The following is a 20756-nucleotide window of genomic DNA, read 5'->3' as shown; positions in this document are numbered from 1 at the left end:
ATCGGTCAACTCGATCGGTACCGCGGACGGGCCCGGATTCCCCATACGCATCAGGATAAGTATTTATCCGACGAATTTCAGGCGTATGGCACTAGTGGGGTCTGACTCAATCAAACCCTGACCTCGACGGTGAGTGTCTTTGCGCCGATCTGCCGGCTCCGCCGGGGCGTCTGCAGGGTGCATCCCGAGCCGGTGCCCGTGACTTGATAGGAGCCTGACAGTAGGTCCCGTCACTGGTCTGTCCGCTCACCGGCCCGGCGCGTGCCACCAGTCCTTGTCTCAGAGGAAGGTGGCAGGTCCAGGATGGCACGAGGCGGCAAGAAGCCGAAGAAGCGGCGGATCGTCGGTGGGGTTGACACCCACGCCGATACCCACCATGCCGCGGTGGAGCTGATGAACGGCGGCCGGGTCGCCGACGCCCAGTTCCCTGCCACCGCCGACGGATACGCGCAGTTGCTGGTGTGGATGCGCTCGTATGGGCGGCTGCACGCCGTCGGGGTCGAGGGCACCGGGTCCTACGGCGCCGGCCTGGCCCGGTATCTGCGCGGTCAGAGTGTGCACGTCGTCGAGGTGAACCGGCCCGACCGGCGTCAGCGCCGCAATCGGGGCAAGTCCGATCCGCTGGACGCCTATGCTGCAGCCGACGCCGTGCTGGCCGGCCGAGCCCGCGCGCTGCCCAAGGGCGGCGATGGGATCGCCGAGTCGATCCGGGCCGTGCACCTGGCCCGCTCGGGCGCGATCAAGGCCCGCACCGCCTGCCTCAACGAGCTGCGCAGCCTGCTGGTCACCGCGCCCGCCGAGCTGCGCGAGCGGATGGCCGGCATGTCAGCCCAAGCGCTGACCGCCGCCTGCGCGCGGCTACGCCCGGCCGCAGACCTTGCCGATCCCGTCCAGGGCACCAAGCTTGCGCTGCGCAGCCTGGCCCACCGCTACCAGGCCCTGACCACCGAGATCGAAGAGCTCGATGCCCACCTGGCGGCCCTGGTCGCTCAGGCCCGCCCCAAGCTTTTGGCCGTACACGGGGTCGGGCCCGAGACCGCCGCCCAGCTGCTGATCACCTGCGGCGACAACCCGACCGACTCACCTCCTCAGCGGCCTTCGCCGCCCTGTGCGGAGCCGCCTGCGAGCGAATCTGATCGCCTCACGCGGCAGTACCGTCGCGGCGGCCTATCTAGGACGGGTCGCCGACTACTCCGCCGCCTTCCGGTTCACTACTGCGCCAGCCCGATCGCGAGCTGGACCGCCGCACCCATCTTCACGATGACGAGCACCACCACGATGACGGCGACCGGGATCGCCCAGCGGCCGAAGCCGTCGAGAACAGCGACGAGGACGACTTCAGGGGGTAAACCTCCTGTTCGGAACACCAACTTGTGGTGTCGAACCCGAGGCGGAGCACGACTCCCCGACTGACCTGGTGTACGGATCCAGTGAGCCGGTGCCGGATGACCGTTTCGGTGGCGGTGGACACTGCTCATGAAGTCATGGTGAACCGGTACAGACCGCCGGTGCCTCCGACTACGAGATGGTTGCCGGTCGGGCTCCAGGCGCAGGCGCGTACGCCACCGTCGACTCGCATCATGGCGCGTGGCTGGCCGGTAGAGGGGTCCCAGAGCCTGATTCCGCCGGTGTGGCCGGCGGTAGCGAGTGTGCGGCCGTCGGGGGCGACGGCGAGTGCGGTCGCGGCCGGATCGGTGAGTCGCACGCGCTGTCGCCAGGTGGTGGTATCCCAGATGCGTGTGGTGCCGTCGCGGCTGACGCTCGCCAGCCAGGTGCCGTCCGGCGCTACGGCGACACCGTCCACCCAGTTTGTGTGTCCGGTGAGTATCGCGCGCTGCCGCCAGGTGGTGGCGTCCCAGATCCGCACAGTGTTGTCCCACCCGGCGGTGGCCAGCCAGGTCCCGTCGGGGGCGACAGTCACGGCGCGCACACTGCGGTGCTCGTGCATCAGCGCCTGGCGTACGCCGGTCGCGGCGTCCCAGACCTGCACCGTCCCGTCGTGGCTGCCGCTCGCCAGCCAACTGCCGTCGGGGGCGATGGCAACCGCGTGTACGGCGTTGTCATGGCCGGTGAGGGTGCTGCGCGGCTGCCAGGTCGCTGTGTCCCAGATCCGCACGGTGTCGTCCCCGCCGGCGGTGGCGAGCCAGGTGCCGTCTGGAGCAACGGCGACGTCGCCGACCCACCATTTCGTATGACCGGCCAGGGTGGCGCAGGGTATGCCGGATCGATCCCAGATCCGCACTAGGGCGTCGCCCTGGTCTCCGGTGGCGTACCAGGTGCCGTCGGGCGCGACGGCCACGGCGGTGATGACCCGGCTGCGGTCGGCTGCGGCACGCGGCCGCGGTCTGATGGTGTCCCAGATGCGGACTCGAGTGGCGTGGCCGGTGGCGAGCCAGGTGCCGTCTGGCGCGATCGCTATCACGGTCGAGCCGGTGAGCCTCATGCGCTGTTCCCAGATCGTGGTGTCCCATAGCCGCAGCTCGCCGCCCTCGCCGGCGGCGGCGAGCCAGGTGCCGTCCGGCGCGACCGCTACCGCGTTCACCCTGCCTCTGTAGCGCAGCGCCTGGAGCTCCCGCCAATCGTCGGTGGCCCAGATGCGCAGGTGCGACGATGCGTCAACCGTCGCCATCCATGTGCTGTCTGGGGCCACCGCCACACCGTACACAGCTCGGTCTCCGGGTAGTTCGGCTCGGACCGTGCCGGTGACGACATCCCAAATCTGTACCGTCGAAAGCTCGGATACGGCGGCGAGCCAGGTGCCGTCCGGCGCGACCGCAAGCGGTCCGATGTTGCTGAACAGGCTGCGGCGGCCCACGAGCGGTGCCTGCTCACGCCAGCGGTCGGTCTTCCAGATTCGAATCGACCGGTCCTTCGTTCCTACAGCGAGCCAGGTGCCGTCCGGCGCGACCGCCAGGGCGTTGACCCGACGGCCGAGGTAGAGCGTGCGGCGCTCCTGCCAGCAGCCCGTGTCCCAGATCCGCACGGTGCCTACGTGGTCGCCGGTGGCGAGCCAGGTGCCGTCTGGCGCGACCGCCGCAGCGGACACCTTTCCCTCGTGGTTGGTGAGCACCGCGCGTCGCTGCCAGGTCGCGGTGTCCCAGATGAGTACGGTCGCATCCGAGCCGCCGGTGGCGAGCCATGTGCCGTCCGGGGCGACCGCCATGGCATACACCCAGTCGGTGTGGTCGGTGAGGACGCGGCGTAAGGCTGGGTCCGGCGAATCCGGCAGTGGCCAGTCGTTGACCAGTGCGGGCCCCTCGCGCCAGGCGGCCAGCATCCGTGCCTGTGATCCCCAGTCAGGATCGTCGGCCATCCGGCTGAGCAGCACGTCGACGCATGAGCGAGGTGGGTCGGTCGGCGTCAGCAGGTGAGCGGCCTGCCCGAGGAGGCCGCGCAGGCGGATGGTCTGTGGCGTAGCCAGATGCCTTAGATCCGCCAGCGGTGCCGTGGGACCGGATCGCTCCAGCCGTGCCGCGACCCACCGTAGATCGGTGACGAGCGTCTCGGCACCGGCCGCAGCGCCCGCAGCGCACAAGTGCTCGACGAGGTGGTTCCACAGGTACCCGTCCGGCTCAGCCAACCGCCACCACGGTGTGCTGATCCCCGGCGGGTCGTCCGGCTCGACCGGCAGGCGGGCCGCGATCGTGTCGAGCAGCCGCCGGTTCAGGTCGGCGACTGTGGCCGGGCCCAGTTCGCCGCGAAGGAAATCGCGCAGCACGTCGTGCATGCCGACAGTGCCGCCGGCGTCGGTCGGCTCCAGCGTCACCAGAGCGAGGTCGGCCAGCCGGGCGCACATCGCGTCGGCGGTGAGCCGGTCGATCCCACCGGTGGCTCGCCATAGCATCGCCACCAGCGCCGCCGGCACCGGCTCGTCCTCGGCGAAGATCGCCAACTCGGCGAGGCGGGCGCGATCGAGCGGTGCGAGCAGTCCACGGCTGGCCTCGATTGTCGCGGCTACCGCGCTGATTCGCTGTCGTGGGTCGCCGACATTCAATCGATGGGGCGCAGCGCCAGTGAGGCGGTCGACTTCGGCCACGCCGCCATGCTGTAACGCCTCCAGCAGTTCGCGCCCCACCACAGCCGAGTCGGTCCGTAACCGAACCTGGTCGCGTAAGACCCTGTTGACCAGCCGCAGCAGCAGCGGCCACCGCCCGGTCTCGGCCAGTAACCCATTGAGCACGTCCGGAGGCAGAGCGGGTAGGTCCGCCAACAGCACCGCACGCGCCTGCACGTCGGACATCTGATCGACGGGTACAGCCGCCACCGTGTGACCAGCGATGAGCGTCGGCACCCGCGTGGTCACCAACCTTGTACACCGCCCGGCAATCGGAAACGCGGCGAGCTGATCGTCGAACCACACGTCGTCGAGCACGATAAGCCGCGACGGCCCGACGGCGAGCACCTTCGCCAGGTGATCGGCAGCCTGCTGCACGTCGGTGAACGGCTGCGCCTGGCTGGGGTCGATCTGCCGGACGAGGTCGTTGACCTTCGAAACCAGGGTGTCACGGCGCACGTCACGGCCGAGCGTCACCCAGTACACCCGCCCGCCAAACCGGCGCAGAATTCTTCGGTCGGCCCGTACGAGCTTCGCCAGCGTGGTCTTGCCGAAACCCCCAGCGCCCTGCACCGCCGTGGTGCTAGAGGCGCGCAGCGCATGCACGATCTGGCCAACCTCGGCCGGCCGGTCGACGACCCACCGCTCCGGGCGCTGTACCGGCGGGATCAGCGCGGAGAGTTCCCGTTCAGCGAGCCGCTGGCTCCAACCAGCCAGCACCGCCGCAGCGGCCACCGCGGCGGTCGCGCCCACTGTCCACCAAAGGGGATGCCGCTCGATCGCGGGAAACCACGGACTCGACCCGCCGGTGGCCACATTGGACGCGATGGTCAGCAGCGTGCCGGCACCTGCAACGACCAGCGGCACCGCCAACACCAGGATCATCCGCCGCCAGCGCATCACCGCTTCCCTTCCCGGCCTCACGATAGAGGAAGTGACGGGTTCATACAGGATGTGAGCGGGCGTGGATTGCCGATACACAGCGGCCGCATTCCTCGCCCCACAGTCCCCGAACGTTCTGGGCCCGCGGCACCCGCGTGCCGTCCCGCTGCATCAGAAGCTCCATCGGGGTGGTGATCCGCGCGGCGGCTGCGGCCGATACCAGCGCTCCGCCCAAACCCCGTACCCCGTTCCCGCTTGGGGTTTGGCGGCAACGAACGCAACCGGAACGACACACCGATAGCCCACCTGAGCGGCGCCGACGTGCTTGAGCTGCTGGACTGCCGCCACACGGGCACGCCCGACCAGGCTGCGGCCAAGGACGTGCGCGACATGCCCACGAGCAAGATGGCCAATATCAGCCCTGGACGCACCAGCGCCATGCGGACGCGCTGGACAGTCGTCAGGGACATGGGCCTTACCGGCCTGTGTCTTATAAACTTCGCACGCTGAGCTGTCAATCCCCTGAGAACGTGGAGACGGTCCTATGCCACAGCGGTCCTCAGCAGGGCCGATGAGGCTTGTCTCTTCTCGATCATGTGACGTTCGAATGTGACAGGCGGCAGTCCATGATTGGCGCTGTGCCGCCGGGTGGTGTTGTAGAAGTCAGCGATCCAAGTGGCGATCTTCAGGCGGGCCTCAGCCCGGGTGCGGAACCGGTGGCGGTGCACGTACTCGACCTTGAGGGTGCTGTTGAACGCCTCGGCGGCTGCATCGTCCAGCGCGCAGCCGACCCGACCCATGGACTGGACCACGCCCAGGCGCCGGCATAGCTCCTGGTAGCGGGCGGCAGTGTATTCCGAACCGCGGCCCGAGTGAAAGATCACCCCGTCCATGTCACCGCCGCGGGTGGCCACCGCCATCTGCAGCGAAGCCCTGGTCAGCGCGGCATCGTGGTGTTCGGACATGGCTTAGCCGAGCAGCCGGCGCGAGAACAGGTCCTCGACCGTAGCCAGGTACAACCTGCCCTCGTCCGTGTCGATCTGCGTCACATCACCGCACCACAACACGTCCGGCGCGACTGCAGTGAACTTGCGCCGGACCAGGTCCGGGGCGGCCGGCCGCTTGCCCTGCCGGGTCAGCGAGCGCGGCTTGCGGGGTTTGCGACCGGCCAGGCCAAGCTCGGCCATCCGTGCCGCGACGGTGTTCTCCGACACCCGCCAGCCCGCCTCATGCAGGTCGCGGGTGATGCGGGGCGAGCCGTAGGTGCCGCCCGACGCCTTGAACAGGCGGGTGATCTCTGCATCCAGGTCGGCCCGCCGGTGCTGGCGAGCGGTCGGCGCACCCCGGCCGATGCGGTTCTTCCATTTGTAGAACCCCGACTGCGACACCCCCAACGCCCGGCAGGAGGTGATGTGGTCGATGCCGTACTCGGTCTTCTGGGAGCTGATGAAAGCCGCCACAGCTATCGGCCCATCGCCTCTTTGACCCACAAGACCACGGAGCGCTTGAGCACGTCACGCTCGTCTTCCAGCTCAGCGCGTTTCTTGTCCCACGCGGCCTTGTCCCGGGCGTGCAGCTTGGCCAGCTCGACCTTCTCCCGCCGCAACCGGGCCAGTTCCTCCTGCTCGGACTCTTACAGCGTTCCACTCCCGTTGCTGCCGTCGCCGGTGTACTGCTCGGCGAGCCGATCCATCTGCACCCAATTGTGCAGCGTGTACGGGCTGATCCCCAGATCCCGGGCACCTGCGCAACCGGCTTGCCGGTCTCCTTCACGATGCGCACCGCGCCCACCCGGAACTCCGGATCAAAGCGCCGCCGCGTGACTGCTGCCACGACCAAACCTCTCACGGTTCGGTCTCCACGCTATGAGGGGAAGGCCAAACGCACCTTACCGACCGAACGGGGCATTCAGGCGACGAGCAGGCGGCTAAGCCGCTGACACGCCGTGAGGAGCCCGCTGACGGTTGCGACGAAACGCCTGCCCAACTAGGGGTGACCACTCTCATCTGACGGCACGTTGATGGGCAGAGACCACGCAGACGCCAGATAACTTGCGGGAATTACCCTTCTCCCAAGTTAACGACCATCTGCTCACGCGCAACAGATCGGTGTTTCCGTTTTTCCATTTCCAGAAATTTAGAAATTCGCTACGATGGGCCGCGTGACGATCTCCACGACGAGGACGGCCTGCCGGCATTGCGGCGCGCCGATCGAGCAGCAGGCACGCCGGGGGAGGCCGAAGGAGTACTGCCCTGAGGGCGACTGCCAGGCGGCGGCCAAGCGGGAGAGGGAGCTGCGCCGGGCCACTCCGGGCTTGGAGGGCGCGCTCGCCCGTGTGGAGGAGCTGTACGAACGGATGGAGAAGGGCCTGAGCGCGGCCATCGAGCCGCTCGCCCAGGTGCTGGCCGAGGAGCTGAGCCCGGCAGGGGTGGAGGCGAAGCTGAGCGCGGTGCAGGCCGAGGCGCACACCAGCGTCGCCATCGCCCGCGCCGAACGCGAGCAGGCCCTCGAACAGGTACGGCTCGCTCGTGAGGCGGCGGAAGAGGCTCGCCGGGAGGCGGCGGAGGCGAACAGGAGGGCGGAAGACGCCTACGCCGAGCGGGACACCGCCTTCGCCGACGCCGAGAACGCGCGCGAGCAGGCACTGGCCGCCCTCCGGGAGGCGGCGCTCACCGAGCGGCGTTCCCGCCAGGAGACCGCCGAGGCCACCCGCAGGGCCAGCGTCGCCGAGGCCGCTCGCGAGCAGGCCGTCCGGGAGCTGGCCGACCGGGTCGACCGGGCGTCCGCCGAGGTACGCGAAGCTCGGGCGGTTGCCGTACAGGCCCAGGAGGAGCGCGACCGTGCGCAGGAGGAGGCGGAGCGCGCCCGCAGCGAGGCGGAGCTGGCGCGGCGCGCGCATCGGGAGGCCGAGCAGGCGAGCGCCGCCGCCCTGGCACGGGCACAGGCGGCCGAGGCCGAACGCGACCGGGCCGTGACACGCGCGGAAGCCGAGCGGGATCGGGAGGTGTCGCTCGCACAGGCCGACCGGGACCGGGCGCTCGCCCGCGCGGAGACAGCCGAGACCTCCCGAGCCGAGGCCGTGGGGGAGGCGGCCCGCGCCGCCGATGAGGCGGCCCGGGAGCGGGCCCGTGGAAGCGCCGCCGCCGAGGAGGCGGCTCGGGCCGTCGAAGCCGCCCGTACGGCGGCGGCTGAGCGTGACCGGATCCAGGCCGAGCTCACTTTGGAGCGGGCCCGGCTGTCCGACCTGCGGGCACAGCTCGACGTGGCCAGGGCCGAGGCCGGTCAGCTACGCGAAAGGGCGGTCGCCGCAGAGATCCGCCTGGGTCCCGATCCCGCTCCCGAGCCTTAGGTGAAAGAAAGCAGTTGGGGTCACCGGCTGCGGTTCGGGTCCAGCCGAGATACGGGTAAAACCGGCCATGAGTCGATTTTGAGAACGTCAGGCGTGCCTACCGCGGGTCCGGGTTGAGGGCATTCGGTACCCGGCGCCGACTTCCCGTGACGGGTGGTGCGTAATCTCGGAAGCCACTTCTCGGGCGCGGGAGAGTGCCGACTCTAGATTCCACGTTCCGTCTCGCGCATTGTGTTTGGTCGGCTACAGTACGACCCATTCTGTGATGATCGGGGCTGTGCTGGGGAAGGCCGTGCCTGATGGCCTCGATCGACAAGACCGCCTACCCGCGGTTCAAGCGGACCATCTCCGAGCGCGAACTGCGTGAGGCGTACTCGCCGAGCCTGGCAGAGATGGACTGGGCGCGGGAGATGACCGACAGTGATGAGACCCGGCTGTCGCTGATGGTGTGGTTGAAGTGCTGTCAGCGGCTGGGGCGGTTCCCGCGTGTGGCCGAGATCCCGGCTCAGGTGATCGAGCACGTACGGAACGAATTGGGTCTGCCGGAGCAGGTCGGCATGACGGACGTGGCTGAGCGGACGGGACGCAACCACAAGGCGCTGGTGCGGGCCCGGCTGGGGCTGGACGGCGATCAGGACGCTGCGCGCAAGCTGGCCGAGCAGGCGATCCGGCTGGCGGTCAAGACCAAGGACCACCCGGCCGATCTGATCAACGTGGCGCTGGAGGAGCTGGCCAGGAACAGCTGCGAGTTCCCGGCGTCCTCCACTCTGAATGATTTGGCCTCTCGGGTGCGCGCGGAGGTCAACGGCGCCATCTTCACCCTTGCCTACGGCCGGATGAGCTTCGATGACCATGCGCGCCTGCTGGCGATGCTGAAGGTGGATCCGGCCACCGGCCGTAGCGGCCATGACCGGGCCAAGAAGAGCGCGCCGCGGGCCACGGTGACCAAGCTGCGCCTGCAACTGGACCATCTGGCCTGGCTGGATGGCATGGCGGGGGCCAGCGACGCGTGGCTGAAGGGGGTGCCCGCTTCTAAGATCGCGCATTTCGCGGCCGAGGTGCGGACGCTGGACGCCGCCGAGATGCGCGCCTACGGCGAGGTCAAGCGGATCGTGCTGGAGGCATGTGTGCTGCACCAGGCGCGGGTGCGGGCCCGTGATGACCTGGTGACCATGCTGTGCAAGCGGATGAACACCATGCACAACAAGGCCCGCGAGCTGCTGGAGACCATCCGCGCCGAGCAGCGCCAGCGCAACGAGCGGATGCTGGCGGTGCTCGGCGACGTGCTGAGCGCGGCCAAGGAGGTCGACCTGGCGGCCAGGAACGCGCCGAACCCGTGGACGGCGGTGCGGCACCGGCACGAGACCGGCCGGGCGGTGCTGGAGACGATCGAGACCAACGGCGGCCTGACCGGCCTGGTAGCCGAGCACGAGGCGCTGGCCGCCTTCCACGGCGACAACTACCTGCCGCTGCTGGACCGCTTCTACCGCTCACACCGCGGGCTGCTGCTGCGCCTGGCTGGCGTACTGGTGCTGGAGCCGGCCAGCACGGACCGCAGGCTGCTGGAGGCGTTGGAGTTCGTACGCACCAACGCCAACCGCACCAGCGAGCTCATCGGCGACGAGTACACCGCCGAGGAGGAGGTCGTCGATGAGACGACGGGCGAGGTCTCCACCGTGACGGTGCGCAAGCACGTGGACGTCTCCTTCGCGCCGGAGGCCTGGCAGAAAGTGATCGCCGACAAGCGCCGCCCCGCCTGGCAAGCGTGCTCACCACCGTTCCCAGTGCAGGACCTCCTCGCGCGGGATGCGGGGGGCGGGCTTGAAGTCGGTGCCGAGGGTGAAGGCCAGCGGGATGAACGCCGCCAGCATGACCTCCTCGTACGGAACGCTGAGCACCTGGGCCAATTCGCGTTCGAGCGGTCCCTGCGCGGTGGTCCACACCGTGCCCAGGCCGCGCGCCCGGGCGGCCAGCATGAAACTCCACACCGCCGGTAGGATCGATCCCCATGCCCCCGCCTGCACGGCCGCCGGGGCGCGGTCGGTGCGTCCCTCCACGCCCGGGATGACGAACGCGGGCACCCGGTGGATGTTGTCGGCCAGGTGGCGCAGGCCGTCGAAGACCCGCTCGGTGGAGCCGGAGTGGTAGTTCATCCGCCGCACGTCGCGTTCGGTCAGCGGCTGCCCGATGGCCAGCGGCAGGGCGCGCAGGAAAATGTCGGCCACGGCCCGTCGCTGCTCGGCCTCGGTCACGACCATGAAGTGCCAGCGCTGCCGGTTGCGCCCAGTGGGCGCCTGTACGGCCATGTCCACGCACTCCTCGATCAGCTCGCGCGGCACCGGGCGGGTGAGATCGAGGCGCTTGCGTACGGCGCGGGTCGTGCTCAGCAGTTCGTCGGGTGTGAGATCCAGCGTCATGATGTGGGTCTCCTTCAGGCGGTGGGGGCGGGTATGGGTGCGGGGCGGCGGGAGCGCAGGCCGAAGGCGGCGACGAGGGCGCCGAGCAGGGAGAAGCCGCCCGCCGTCAGGAAGGCGATCCGGTATCCGGTCAGCGTGGAGTCGCCGAGCGTCATCATCGCCGCCAGCACCGCCACGCCGATGCCGGCGCCGATCTGGACGGCGGAGGTGACCAGTCCCGAGGCCAGTCCCTGCCTCTCGTCGGGCAGGCCGGCGACGGCGGCGATGTTGAGACTCGGGAAGGACAGCCCGTTGCCGATGCCGTGAACGACCAGCGCGGGCAGCAGCATCGTGGCGTAGTCGCCGGTGGCCCCGGCCCGCAGGAACAACAGGATGCCCGCGCCCTGGACCAGCATCCCGGCGGCGGCCACCCGCCCCAGGCCGTACCGGCTGATCAGATGGCCGGCCAGGTTGGCGGCGATGACGATGGCCAGGCCCATCGGGACGATCCCAAGCCCGGTGGCCAGCGCGCTGTAGCCGAGCACCTGCTGCAGATACAGCACAGCGACGAACTGCCAGCCGATCGTCGCACACGCCCAGGCCAGCGCCGCGAGATTGGCGGCGCCCACGGTGCCGGACCTGAACACCTCCAGCGGGACGAGCGGCGCGCGTCGTCGGCGCTCGATGACGACGAAGGTGCCCAGCAGCAGCACAGCCACGACACCGGCCGGCCGGCTCTTCTCGGTCAGCGCGAACACCAGCAGCAACACGCCGCCGGTGACCGCGGCCGCGCCGGCGACGTCGAACCCCTCGCGCGCCCCAGGCGGCCGAACGCCGCGTGGCAGCGCCAGCGGCGCTGCGGCCAGCACCAGCAGGGCGATCGGGACCGGCAGGAAGAACACCAGCCGCCAGCTGATCTCGGTCAGCAGGCCGGAGGCGATCAGCCCGGCGGTGTAGCCGGTCGCCCCGGCCAGCGAATAGACCCCCAGCGCCCGGTTGCGCTGCGGCCCCTCGGCGAAGGTGGTGGTGATGAGCGACAGCGCCGCCGGGGCGGTAAGCGCGGCCGCCACCCCCTTGATCACCCGGGTGGCCACCAGCGGCCATCCCGCCGACAGCAACCCGCCGACCAGGCTCGCCGCCGCGAACACCGCCAGCGAGAGCAGGAACACCCGGCGGCGGCCGAACAGATCGGCGATGCGGCCACCGAGCAGCAGGAAGCCGCCGTAGGCGACCGCGTAGCCGGACATCAGCCACTGCAGGGTGCTCTCCGGCAGCGACAGATCACGCCCGATGGCGGGCAGGGCCACGCCCATCAACGACAGATCCATCGAGTCCAGGAACACCGCGGCGCACAACAACACCAGGGCCACCTGTTGGCGACCGTCGGGTCGGGTCACGATCACTCTCCATCTGCAAGAAAACAATTGGCGGAAAGACGGTTTTGACCGTATGCCTGCAAATCATCTGCTGTCAAACAGTCTGCGTGGAGATGTAGTTGCGGTAGAGTGACGGCTGAACGCAAGAGGAGAGTGATGGCGACAACGACCAGAACGACGGACCGCGGGACGGCGTACTTTCCGCAACTCGCCGCCGAGCGGCTGGACATCGCACTGTGCCGGGCCTCGGCCGCCGTGGCCCGCGCCGCCGACTTGCACGCCGCCGGGGAAGGGCTCGGAGTCGGGCAACATCTCGTGCTCCAGATGCTCGACGCCGTCGGCCCGTGCTCCCAGCAGACGCTCAGCGAGGAACTCCGGATCGACCGCAGCGTCATGGTCGGCATCTGCGACGACCTGGAGCAGGCGGGCCACGTCCGCAGGGAACGCAACCCCCGCGACCGGCGCTCCTACGCCGTCACCATCACCGACTCAGGCCGCCGGCGGCTCGCCGAGGCCCAAGCCTTGATCCCGGCCTTCCTCGAGGACACTTTCCAGGCCCTCACCCCCGCCGAGCGCGGCCAGTTGAGCGCGATCCTCGCCAAACTCCTGCAGGCCGGCGCCAGCAGCCCCCGCTGACCCCCATGTCAGTAGCCCATGCGCAGGATGTGGCGCCCGCGGTCCGATCTCGTGCTACCCACCGGGCTCCCAAGCGTTCTTGTCCGCGCCGGGCAATCCCGTGCTTCCGAGATCAACACAATCTCGGAAGTAGACTCCCAGGTGTGACTTCCGAGATTACGAAGCGCCGTCCGGGCGCCCGCCCCACCCGGCTGCCGCCCGCCTACGACGCGGTGCTCGGCGAGTACGCCGCGGCGCTGGAGCGCGCGCCGCTGTCGGACGAGACCCGGCGCACCTACCGCTCGCGCGTGCGCATGTTCCTGTCCTGGCTGTCCGATCACGCCGCCACCTATTCCGCCGATCCCCTCGCCGATCGGCAGGCTCGGGACTGGGCGGTGCGCGACTATCGCATGTGGCTGCTGCGCGACGGCCCGGCCAGGCGCAGCCGCGTCTACGTCAACTCCGTCCTCACCGCGCTGGACGACTTCCACGTCCGCAAGGGCCTGGGCAAGGCCGTCGTCGGCCGCGAAGACCTGCCCAAGAGCGCGCCGCGCGCGCTGGAGGAGCGCGCCCGCATCCGCTGGCTGCGCGCCGTGGAGGCGCATCTGTCGCCCCGGGGCCGGTGCATCGCGCTGATCCCGTACTACGCCGGCGCGCGCATCAGCGAGGTCGTCCGCCTCGATGTCGGCGACGTCCAGATGTCGGCCCGCAAGGGCAAACTGCGCCTGTACGGCAAGGGCGGCAAGTTCCGCGAGGTCGACATCCACCCCAAGCTCCGCCACGAACTGCAGCTCTGGCTCGACGAACGCCCCAACTGGCCCAACGCCGACGGCAACCGAGCTCTGTTCCTCAATGCCAAGGGGGGACGGCTGACCGCCCGGGCGGCCAGCGGCACCATCGCCGAGATCGCTCAGACGGCCGGGCTGGATGATCCCACCACCGCGCACGTCCTGCGCCATACGCTCGCCACCACTCTGGTCCGCGGCAAGACCGACCTGGTCTTGGTCGCCGAGATCCTTGGCCACTCCCGCCTGGAGACCACCCGCCGCTACAGCTTGCCGTCCGACAAAGACAAGGAAGATGCCCTCAGACTGATCACGGTTGACCGCTGACCGTACGCCTGCCTGCGGAAACGGGGCGTCAAGATCGACTCGTGGCCGGTTTTGCCCGTATCTCGGCTGGACCCGGTGGGAGTGCCGCAAGGTCTTCGGCCTCGCCACCGCGGAAGTTCGCCTGGCATGACCCGCTGCCCGTCAGTCCGACAGCCAGTGCAGCTCGTGCGCCAGGGTTTTGGCGGCGGCACGGACGCGGCGGTGTAGCGGCGACTGTTCGCGCGGAAGGACCAGGTGGATCGTCAGGCCGGGTGCGCCGTGCAGCGGTCGCCAGGTGATGCCGGGCGGTGATCCCGTGACGGCGGCCTCGCCGGCCGGGGCGAGGGTGAGCCCGTTGCGCAGATCGCGCTGTGACATGTCGAAAGAGACTGTGGGCGTGTGGAATCGGGGATGTGGCCGGGTGTCGCGGAACAATGCGGCCAGCTGGTCGTGGATCACGGGGTTGGCCGCACGGTCGGGGAGTCGCAGCGGATACGCGGCCGCGGCGGCGATCTCGATCTCCGGGTGTTCGGCCAGCGGATGGTGCTGCGCCAGTTGGACGCCGATCCGCTCACGCCGCAGCAGGTACCGGCGCACGCCACGGCCCGGCTGTTCACCGCGGGTGATCCCGGCATCGATGCGGCCGTCGGCGACCGCGGGGGAGATCTCGAGCGTCGCCATCGGGACCGCGCCGACCTCGAGTCCGGGACCGCTGCGAATCAACTTGTCCACCAGGGCCGGAGCCGTCTCGGCCCCGGCGCTGAGGCTGTATCCGATGCGGAGCGTGCCCAGCTCACCGGCCCCCGCCCGCCGGGCGGTGTCCCATGCCCGGTCCAGCGCCGCCAGCGCAGGCGGCGCGGACTCCGCCAAAGCCGCACCGGCCGCGGTCAGTACGACGCTCCGCGTGTCTCGAACCAGCAGGGCGTTACCGAGTTCCGTTTCCAATCGGCGAATCCGGGCGCTGAGCGCAGGCTGCGCGATACCGATTCGGGCGGCCTGACCACTTCCGCGACTACTACGTGACCAACCACCTTCCACTGGTCATGAATTGGCCCGGCCTGCTTGCGTGGCGCTACAGCTTCGACGTGGCGGCGACCAAGGGGGAAGCGCCGTACTTCGCGGTCTTCGAAGACGACTTCGCCGACGCCGCCGCCATGGCCGCGGCGCGGGCGTCGCCGCAAGGCCAACGGGTAGCCGCCGATGTCGCCAACTACGCCACCGGCGGTGCGGTCATCATCCACTATCCGGTGCAGGACGACACCGGCTGAGGCGGGGACGGTACGCTCCAGGACGCGTTCGGTCCGCCGTTGCGGCCAGGTCCGGCTGTCGGCGGACGCCGTTCGCGGCACTTGAGCCCTGAGTGACTCGGTCTCAGTCCGTCCCGAAGGGCGTCCTCCCGCAGGTGCGCGGTGAGGACTTCAGCGATGGTGTCGAGGGCGTCCTTGATGGCGACGTGGTCGGCGCCGCTGATCGTGGCGTCCAGCGACTCGCTGTCGCCGTGGACGGTGGTCCATCCTTCCTTCGGACTGCGGAAGTCTTCCTCGCCGAGTGTGACAGTGGTCGATGATCCGACCGACTTCGCCAATCCGGCCGGGGCGCACAGTGGACGATTACGGTATGTATGGTGATCTATGGGAGGATTTTCCCATGGGATCCGTTAGGCAGATTCAAGTCGCCTTCGATTGCGCTTCACCTGAGCGTGTCGGTCGCTTCTGGTGCGAGGTGTTGGGGTATGTCGCGCCGGCACCGCCTGAGGGATTCGCCAGTTGGGACGACTTCAATCGGACGCTGCCGCCCGAGCAGCGGGACTCATGGTTCGCATGCAGCGACCCCTCGGGTGTCGGTCCGCGGCTGTACTTCCAGCGCGTTCCCGAAGGCAAGGTCGCCAAGAATCGGCTGCACCTTGACGTGCGGGTCGGCACCGGACTCGTCGGTGCAGAGCGCCTGGCAACCCTCGAGGCCGAATGCGCACGATTGATCCCTCTCGGCGCGAAACGCGTGCGGCTCCTGCCCGCCGATGAAGAAAACGAGTCGTGCCTCGTGATGCAGGACATCGAGGGCAACGAGTTCTGCCTGGGCTGACGAACGTCCGCCTCGTTGAACGCGACACAGACCTGACTCGCTGATCGGCTCCCACGGGAAGGCCGTCCGTCAGCTCTGCCTTCGCACCGCGCCGCTGTCGATCTCGGCCGGATGGCCCTGCGCCCGCATCTGGTGTGAAGCGTCGTCAATGTCGACCGTGTTCCACGGCACCAGGAAGTTCGAAACGGTGCCCAGAGCCCTTAATCGGCCAGGCCGCCGACCTGCTCTGGCTGCTGACGAGCTTCGACGGCTTCGACCTGCTGTACACCACCGGCCGAGCCCTGTCCGCCGACGAGGTAGGCCCTGATCACGACCGCCGAGCGCAGCCTGTGCCGGTAAGGAGCGCGTGGGCCGTAGCCGATGCGGATGCCGGCGGCCGGGCCGTCCGGCGCGAGGGCGAGCGGCACGGCGAGCCGGGTTCCGCCTTGCGGCGCGGCACGCGAGCGCGTGCTTGCCCCGGGGGCTTCGTCGTCGTCCAGGTGAACCGGGGCGAAGTCCAGGTACAGGTAGCCGAGATCGGGTTCGCACTGCTGGTGGGTCATGCCCAGTCCAACGGCTCCGGTCGTTGGTCACACAGCGTTGACACTTTCCCATATAGGCATATGATTGCCGCCATGGCACGAGCGGCGACGACCTCGGACGCGTTCAATGCGATCGCCGAGCCGCAGCGGCGGGAGATCCTGGTGCTGCTGCGGGGCGGCGAGCGGCCCGTGACCGAGCTGGCGCGGGACCTGGGGATGAGCCAGCCGCAGGCGTCCAAGCACCTGCGGGTGCTCCGCGAGGTCGGGCTGGTGCGGGTCCGCGGGGCGGGCAAGCAGCGGCTGTACGGCCTGGACGCCCGCGGGCTGCGGCCGATCCACGACTGGGTGGGCGGCTTCGAGGAATTCTGGAACGAGACCTTCGACCGGCTGGACGAGTACGTGCAAGACCTCAAACAAGCAAGGCGGGAGGAACCAACGGATGGCGACGACCAGTAGCGACGGCGAGCCCGCACACGCGACCGCGGACCGCGAGATCGTGATGTCGCGGGTCATCGGCGCACCTCGGGAGCTGGTGTTCGAAGCGTTCACGCAGGTCCGGCACCTGTCGCGGTGGTGGGGACCGGAGGGGTTCTCCACCACCACGCGGTCCTTCGAGTTCCGCGTCGGCGGGGACTGGGACTTCGTGATGCACGGACCGGACGGAACCGACTACCAGGAGTGGATCACCTGGCGGGAGATCGTCCCGCCGGAGCGGATCGCGCTGCTGCACGGCGAGTCCCGCGACGACCCCGACGCCTTCGAGTCGGTCCTGACCTTCGAGCCGGCCGGCGAGGAGACCCGGATCGTGATGCGCACGGTGTTCCCCACCAAGGAGCTCCGTGAGGAGGCGGTGGAGAAGTACCACGCGATCGAGGGCGGCGAGCAGACCTTGCGCAACCTGGCGGCCTACGTCGCCGAACTCACCTGGAACGAGACCACCCCGAAGGAAGTGGAGAGCTGATGGCCGGAAAGGTGTTCTTCAGCGTGACGATGTCGCTCGACGGCTTCATGGCGCCGGAGGCCGTGCCCGTCGAGGACGTCTTCTCACCCCAGGGCCGGAACGACCCGCGGGTCCAGCGCTGGATGACGAAGTGGTCGGAGCTGCAGGCGTGGTTGTTCCCACAGCGGTGGTTCAGGGAGAACCTCAAGCTCGGCGAGGGCGGCGAGGAAGGCATCGACAACGACATCGCTCGGGCGACGTACGAGCGGACCGGCGTGAGCGTCATGGGCAAGCGGATGTTCGACGGCGGCGAGTTGGCATGGCCGGAGGAGGCCCCGTTCCACACCCCGGTCTTCGTCGTGACCCACACCAAGCGTGACCCGTGGGAGCGGCCGGGCGGCACGACCTTCCATTTCGTCAACGACGGCATCGAGAGCGCGCTCGACCAGGCACGCGAGGCCGCCGGCGACCGCGACGTCCGCATCGCCGGCGGCGCCGAGACCATCCAGGAGTATCTGGACAGCGGCCTGATCGACGAGTTCTCGATTACTCTCGCGCCCGTGCTGTTCGGCACCGGCATCCGCCTGTTCGACCGCGTGGACCCTGCCCGCATCGCCCTCGACCAGACCCGCACGGTCGCATCGTCCCGGGTGACCCACCTGACCTACACCGTCGGGAAGCGGTAGCCCGCCGCGCGGCTTGTCCGGACGGGATTCAGGATGTGGTGGCGTATCCCGGTATCCGAGCCATGATCCGCTGCAACTCGGCGTCGCTGGAAATGCCCTGGAAGTCGTACCTCGGCGTGTACGGCCGCTCCACTTGGGCGATCTCCTCGGCGGTCAGCTCGATGTCCAGCGACGCCACGGCCTCGTCGGTGTGCCGGATGGTGTTCGCGCCGACCAGCGGGGCGGTGACGACCGGGTTGGCCCGCAGCCACGCCAGCGCCACCTGGGCGCGGCTGACGCCCCGGCCTTCGGCGACGGCGCCGACAGCGTCGACGATTCGCCGGTCGCTCTCCGGGGTGGAGTAGAGCATGTCGGCGTAGCCGCCGTCGGTCTGTGACCGAGTGGTGGCGGTGTCGTCCCAGGCCCGGGCCAGGCGTCCGCGCGCCAGCGGGCTCCACACGATGGTGCCGACGCCCTCGTCGGCGCACAGCGGAAGCATCTCCCGCTCCTCCTCGCGTGCCAGCAGGTTGTAATGGTTCTGCAGGGACACGAACCGGGCCCAGCCGTTGGCCTTCTGGGTGTGCAGCGCCTTGCTGAACTCCCACGCGTGCATGGACGACGCGCCGAGGTAGCGCACCTTGCCGGCCTTGACCAGGTCGTGCAGCGCCTCCAGAGTCTCCTCGAGCGGCGTGCCCGGGTCGTTGCGGTGGATCTGGTAGAGGTCCACGTAATCGGTGCCCAGCCGGCGCAGGCTGTGGTCGATCTCGGTCATGATCGCCTTGCGGGACAGGCCCTTGCCGTTGGGGCCCGGCCGCATCGGGTGCCGCAGCTTGGTCGCGATCACCACGTCGTCGCGGCTGGCGAAGTCGCGCAGCGCGCGGCCGAGGATCTCCTCGCTGGAGCCGTAGGAGTACAGGTTGGCCGTGTCGAAGAAGTTGACGCCCTGCTCCAAGGCGTGCTTGATGAGCGGCCGGGACTGTTCCTCGGGCAGCGACCAAACCGGGTGACCGCGGTCGGGCTCGCCGTAGGTCATCGCGCCGATCGCGATCGGGGAAACGTCCAGACCGGTGGCCCCGAGCTTCACGTACTCCATCACTGTCTCCAGACCTGCTAACCTTCGCCTAAACGGAGAGGTCTCCGCACAAATGGGACCTTAACGGAGAGGTATCCGTATAGCAACCGGCTCATGTGAAGGGGTGGTCTGCGCCGTGCCGCAGCGAAGCGACGCCCAGCAGAACCGCGCGAGGATCCTCAGCGTCGCGCGGGACGCGTTGACGGAGGACGGTGACGCTTCGCTGAACTCGATCGCCAAGCGCGCCGGCGTCGGCCCGGGCACGCTCTACCGTCACTTCCCCAACCGCGAGTCGCTGGTGCTGGAGGTGTTCCGTGCCGAGGTGCAGAAGCTGGTCGACTGGGCGCCCGAGCTGCTGCGCACCGAGCCGCCGCTGATCGCGTTGCGGCGGTGGTTCGAACGACTCGCGAGCTACATCGTCATCAAGCGCGGGCTCGGCGACGCGCTCACCGCCGCCACCCACGACGCCGTCGCCAACGAGACTTACGGCCCGGTGATCGGCGCCATCTCCGTGATCATGCGTGCGGGCGAGGCGGACGGCACCATCCGGCCCGGTCTCGATCCCGACGACGTGCTGCTGATGATGGGCTGCGTGTGGAGGGTGCCGCCCGGCCCGGCCGGTGAGAAGCAGGCCGAACGGCTGCTGGATCTGGTCATCGACAGCCTGCGGCGTTGACGGCCCGGCGAGTGTGGCGATCAGCCGCGGGGGGCGTACATGATGACGGCCACTCCGGCCAGGCAGACGACCGCGCCGACGACGTCCCACCGGTCCGGACGGAACCCGTCCACGACCATGCCCCAGGCCAGCGACCCGGCGACGAACACCCCGCCGTAGGCGGCCAGGATCCGCCCGAAGGCGGCGTCGGGCTGCAGGGTGGCGACGAATCCGTACAGGCCGAGCGCGATCACGCCGGCGCCGATCCACGCGACGCCGCGATGCTCGCGCACGCCCTGCCATACGAGCCAGGCGCCGCCGATCTCCGCGAGCGCGGCCAGGGCGAAAAGGCACAGGGACCGGACGACCGTCACCACCGCAACGTTATCCCGCCCCCGGACCGTCCGGTCGAGCCGGTACGCCAAGGGGTCAGGGGGTGCGTTGCCGGGGGCGGGCTTTGACGTGCGCCCGTTCGCCCTGGGGGCCGAACAGGCTGAGGACCTCCGCCACCTCCGGTCCGGGGTTGCCGAAGAAGTGCGGGATGCGGGTGTCGAACTCGGCCGCCTCTCCGGCGGTGAGCAGCACGTCGTGCCGGTCGAGCAGCAGCCGTATCTTGCCGGACAGGACGTACATCCAGTCGTAGCCGTCGTGGATCTTCAGGTCAGGCTCGTGCGAGGGCCAGTTCACCGGGATCACTATCTTGTACGCCTGCATGCCTCCCGGGCGGCGGGTCAGCGGGATGAAGGTCCTGCCGTTCCGCTCGAACGGACGCGGATGGACCCGCGGATCGCCTGTCGCGGGGGCGCCGACAAGCTCGTCCAGCGGCACCTGGTGAGCCCTGGCCAGTAGCAGCAGGAGCTCCAGCGTCGGCTTGCGCCGTCCGGACTCCAGCCGCGACAGCGTGCTCACCGAGACCCCGGTCGTCGCGGACAGCTGGGCGAGGGTGGCGCCTCTGCGCTGTCGCAGTAAGCGCAGCCGGGGGCCCACCGCGTGCAGCACGTCGCCGAGTTCGTCCATCACCACATCTTGCTGCATCGGCAACGGGAGCGGTCAAATCC

General features: G+C 69.4%; 22 protein-coding genes and 2 pseudogenes. 12 read left to right on the top strand and 12 right to left on the bottom strand.

From position 1 onward, the window contains the following. Window positions 1-303 precede the first annotated feature (303 nt). Window positions 304-1413: a transposase gene (locus AB0B72_RS37555; protein ID WP_367744346.1), complete on the top strand. Its 1110-nt coding sequence runs from the start codon at window positions 304-306 to the stop codon at window positions 1411-1413. A 61-nt stretch (window positions 1414-1474) separates the two neighbouring features. Here AB0B72_RS37555 and AB0B72_RS37550 read toward each other — a convergent pair whose 3' ends face one another. Then, window positions 1475-4954: an NB-ARC domain-containing protein gene (locus AB0B72_RS37550; protein ID WP_367744345.1), complete on the bottom strand. Its 3480-nt coding sequence runs from the start codon at window positions 4952-4954 to the stop codon at window positions 1475-1477. Window positions 4955-5257: 303 nt separating this feature from the next. Between AB0B72_RS37550 and AB0B72_RS37545 the strand changes: the two genes are divergently transcribed. Further along, window positions 5258-5446 carry a hypothetical protein gene (locus AB0B72_RS37545; protein WP_367744344.1) on the top strand — a complete coding sequence of 63 codons (189 nt, stop codon included), beginning with the start codon at window positions 5258-5260 and terminating at the stop codon, window positions 5444-5446. A 32-nt stretch (window positions 5447-5478) separates the two neighbouring features. On the opposite strand, the gene AB0B72_RS37540 is transcribed toward AB0B72_RS37545, so the two are convergent. From AB0B72_RS37540 to AB0B72_RS37530, 3 genes are read right to left on the bottom strand one after another with little or no spacing between them, the layout of a single operon-like run. Further along, window positions 5479-5901, bottom strand: coding sequence for an integrase core domain-containing protein (locus AB0B72_RS37540; protein ID WP_367744342.1), 423 nt, complete (start codon window positions 5899-5901; stop codon window positions 5479-5481). 3 nt (window positions 5902-5904) lie between these two features. Then, window positions 5905-6396, bottom strand: coding sequence for an IS3 family transposase (locus AB0B72_RS37535; protein WP_367744341.1), 492 nt, complete (start codon window positions 6394-6396; stop codon window positions 5905-5907). Window positions 6397-6398: 2 nt separating this feature from the next. Next, complete coding sequence (locus tag AB0B72_RS37530) at window positions 6399-6542, bottom strand: hypothetical protein (RefSeq protein ID WP_367744339.1); 144 nt, start codon at window positions 6540-6542, stop codon at window positions 6399-6401. Window positions 6543-7097: 555 nt separating this feature from the next. Between AB0B72_RS37530 and AB0B72_RS37525 the strand changes: the two genes are divergently transcribed. Beyond that, the gene (locus AB0B72_RS37525; RefSeq protein ID WP_367744338.1) at window positions 7098-8285 is read left to right on the top strand and encodes a hypothetical protein; all 1188 of its coding nucleotides are present in this window, start codon (window positions 7098-7100) and stop codon (window positions 8283-8285) included. Between the two features lie 299 nt (window positions 8286-8584). Continuing rightward, window positions 8585-9064, top strand: a pseudogene (locus AB0B72_RS37520) (DUF4158 domain-containing protein); the annotation flags it as partial. A gap of 990 nt (window positions 9065-10054) precedes the next feature. On the opposite strand, the gene AB0B72_RS37515 reads toward AB0B72_RS37520, so the two are convergent. Continuing rightward, the gene (locus tag AB0B72_RS37515; RefSeq protein WP_367744337.1) at window positions 10055-10702 is read right to left on the bottom strand and encodes a nitroreductase family protein; all 648 of its coding nucleotides are present in this window, start codon (window positions 10700-10702) and stop codon (window positions 10055-10057) included. Between the two features lie 14 nt (window positions 10703-10716). Beyond that, window positions 10717-12078, bottom strand: a complete 1362-nt coding sequence (locus AB0B72_RS37510) for an MFS transporter (RefSeq protein WP_367744336.1) — start codon at window positions 12076-12078, stop codon at window positions 10717-10719. Window positions 12079-12213: 135 nt separating this feature from the next. On the opposite strand from AB0B72_RS37510, the gene AB0B72_RS37505 reads away from it, so the two are divergent. Both AB0B72_RS37505 and AB0B72_RS37500 read left to right on the top strand, forming a co-directional pair. Beyond that, window positions 12214-12693 (top strand): MarR family winged helix-turn-helix transcriptional regulator, encoded by a 480-nt coding sequence (locus tag AB0B72_RS37505; protein ID WP_367744335.1) that lies wholly within the window; start codon window positions 12214-12216, stop codon window positions 12691-12693. Window positions 12694-12836: 143 nt separating this feature from the next. Next, a complete protein-coding gene (locus AB0B72_RS37500; RefSeq protein WP_367744333.1) occupies window positions 12837-13784 on the top strand; it encodes a tyrosine-type recombinase/integrase in 948 nt (315 codons plus the stop codon). Between the two features lie 141 nt (window positions 13785-13925). Here AB0B72_RS37500 and AB0B72_RS37495 read toward each other — a convergent pair whose 3' ends face one another. Both AB0B72_RS37495 and AB0B72_RS37490 read right to left on the bottom strand, forming a co-directional pair. Beyond that, window positions 13926-14633, bottom strand: coding sequence for a LysR substrate-binding domain-containing protein (locus AB0B72_RS37495; protein ID WP_367744348.1), 708 nt, complete (start codon window positions 14631-14633; stop codon window positions 13926-13928). 63 nt (window positions 14634-14696) lie between these two features. Next, window positions 14697-14801, bottom strand: a pseudogene (locus tag AB0B72_RS37490) (hypothetical protein); the annotation flags it as partial. Between AB0B72_RS37490 and AB0B72_RS37485 the strand changes: the two are divergent. Together AB0B72_RS37485 and AB0B72_RS37480 are read left to right on the top strand one after the other, a co-directional pair. Continuing rightward, window positions 14783-15031, top strand: a complete 249-nt coding sequence (locus AB0B72_RS37485; RefSeq protein ID WP_367744331.1) for an EthD family reductase — start codon at window positions 14783-14785, stop codon at window positions 15029-15031. The pseudogene AB0B72_RS37490 and the gene AB0B72_RS37485 sit on opposite strands and share 19 nt — an antisense overlap. Window positions 15032-15410: 379 nt before the next feature. Next, the gene (locus AB0B72_RS37480) at window positions 15411-15845 is read left to right on the top strand and encodes a VOC family protein (RefSeq protein ID WP_367744330.1); all 435 of its coding nucleotides are present in this window, start codon (window positions 15411-15413) and stop codon (window positions 15843-15845) included. A 200-nt stretch (window positions 15846-16045) separates the two neighbouring features. Here AB0B72_RS37480 and AB0B72_RS37475 read toward each other — a convergent pair whose 3' ends face one another. Next, window positions 16046-16387 (bottom strand): hypothetical protein, encoded by a 342-nt coding sequence (locus AB0B72_RS37475; RefSeq protein ID WP_367744328.1) that lies wholly within the window; start codon window positions 16385-16387, stop codon window positions 16046-16048. Between the two features lie 72 nt (window positions 16388-16459). Here AB0B72_RS37475 and AB0B72_RS37470 point away from each other — a divergent pair, with 72 nt between their 5' ends. Genes AB0B72_RS37470 through AB0B72_RS37460 form a run of 3 tightly spaced genes read left to right on the top strand, consistent with a single transcriptional unit; the run spans window position 16460 to window position 17992 of the window. After that, complete coding sequence (locus AB0B72_RS37470; protein WP_367744327.1) at window positions 16460-16822, top strand: ArsR/SmtB family transcription factor; 363 nt, start codon at window positions 16460-16462, stop codon at window positions 16820-16822. After that, on the top strand, window positions 16806-17327 hold the full coding sequence (locus AB0B72_RS37465) for an SRPBCC family protein (protein WP_367744326.1): 522 nt from the start codon (window positions 16806-16808) through the stop codon (window positions 17325-17327). Before AB0B72_RS37470 ends, AB0B72_RS37465 begins: the two co-directional genes overlap by 17 nt. Continuing rightward, window positions 17327-17992 carry a dihydrofolate reductase family protein gene (locus AB0B72_RS37460; RefSeq protein ID WP_367744325.1) on the top strand — a complete coding sequence of 222 codons (666 nt, stop codon included), beginning with the start codon at window positions 17327-17329 and terminating at the stop codon, window positions 17990-17992. The genes AB0B72_RS37465 and AB0B72_RS37460 overlap by 1 nt, the downstream gene beginning before the upstream one ends. A gap of 28 nt (window positions 17993-18020) precedes the next feature. Here AB0B72_RS37460 and AB0B72_RS37455 read toward each other — a convergent pair whose 3' ends face one another. Continuing rightward, window positions 18021-19064, bottom strand: coding sequence for an aldo/keto reductase (locus AB0B72_RS37455; protein WP_367744323.1), 1044 nt, complete (start codon window positions 19062-19064; stop codon window positions 18021-18023). Between the two features lie 115 nt (window positions 19065-19179). Here AB0B72_RS37455 and AB0B72_RS37450 point away from each other — a divergent pair, with 115 nt between their 5' ends. Next, window positions 19180-19719, top strand: a complete 540-nt coding sequence (locus tag AB0B72_RS37450; RefSeq protein WP_367744322.1) for a TetR/AcrR family transcriptional regulator — start codon at window positions 19180-19182, stop codon at window positions 19717-19719. Between the two features lie 20 nt (window positions 19720-19739). Here AB0B72_RS37450 and AB0B72_RS37445 read toward each other — a convergent pair whose 3' ends face one another. Together AB0B72_RS37445 and AB0B72_RS37440 are read right to left on the bottom strand one after the other, a co-directional pair. Continuing rightward, complete coding sequence (locus AB0B72_RS37445) at window positions 19740-20072, bottom strand: YnfA family protein (RefSeq protein WP_367744320.1); 333 nt, start codon at window positions 20070-20072, stop codon at window positions 19740-19742. 55 nt (window positions 20073-20127) lie between these two features. Continuing rightward, complete coding sequence (locus AB0B72_RS37440; RefSeq protein WP_367744319.1) at window positions 20128-20715, bottom strand: helix-turn-helix domain-containing protein; 588 nt, start codon at window positions 20713-20715, stop codon at window positions 20128-20130. Between the last annotated feature and the right edge of the window lie 41 nt (window positions 20716-20756).

Origin of the sequence: Microbispora sp. NPDC049125, assembly GCF_040802045.1 — a bacterium.
GTDB lineage: Bacteria > Actinomycetota > Actinomycetes > Streptosporangiales > Streptosporangiaceae > Microbispora.
The sequence above is the reverse complement of the archived record's forward strand: the minus strand, read 5'-3'. Positions and strand labels throughout refer to the sequence as shown.

Coding starts and splice junctions, on each gene's coding strand:
- AB0B72_RS37555 (WP_367744346.1), top strand. CDS start 304: ATGGCACGAGGCGGCAAGAAGCCGAAGAAGCGGCGGATCGTCGGTGGG.
- AB0B72_RS37515 (WP_367744337.1), bottom strand. CDS start 10,702: ATGACGCTGGATCTCACACCCGACGAACTGCTGAGCACGACCCGCGCC.
- AB0B72_RS37550 (WP_367744345.1), bottom strand. CDS start 4,954: ATGCGCTGGCGGCGGATGATCCTGGTGTTGGCGGTGCCGCTGGTCGTT.
- AB0B72_RS37505 (WP_367744335.1), top strand. CDS start 12,214: ATGGCGACAACGACCAGAACGACGGACCGCGGGACGGCGTACTTTCCG.
- AB0B72_RS37440 (WP_367744319.1), bottom strand. CDS start 20,715: ATGGACGAACTCGGCGACGTGCTGCACGCGGTGGGCCCCCGGCTGCGC.
- AB0B72_RS37470 (WP_367744327.1), top strand. CDS start 16,460: ATGGCACGAGCGGCGACGACCTCGGACGCGTTCAATGCGATCGCCGAG.
- AB0B72_RS37475 (WP_367744328.1), bottom strand. CDS start 16,387: ATGACCCACCAGCAGTGCGAACCCGATCTCGGCTACCTGTACCTGGAC.
- AB0B72_RS37480 (WP_367744330.1), top strand. CDS start 15,411: ATGGGATCCGTTAGGCAGATTCAAGTCGCCTTCGATTGCGCTTCACCT.
- AB0B72_RS37465 (WP_367744326.1), top strand. CDS start 16,806: ATGGCGACGACCAGTAGCGACGGCGAGCCCGCACACGCGACCGCGGAC.
- AB0B72_RS37540 (WP_367744342.1), bottom strand. CDS start 5,901: ATGTCCGAACACCACGATGCCGCGCTGACCAGGGCTTCGCTGCAGATG.
- AB0B72_RS37455 (WP_367744323.1), bottom strand. CDS start 19,064: ATGGAGTACGTGAAGCTCGGGGCCACCGGTCTGGACGTTTCCCCGATC.
- AB0B72_RS37460 (WP_367744325.1), top strand. CDS start 17,327: ATGGCCGGAAAGGTGTTCTTCAGCGTGACGATGTCGCTCGACGGCTTC.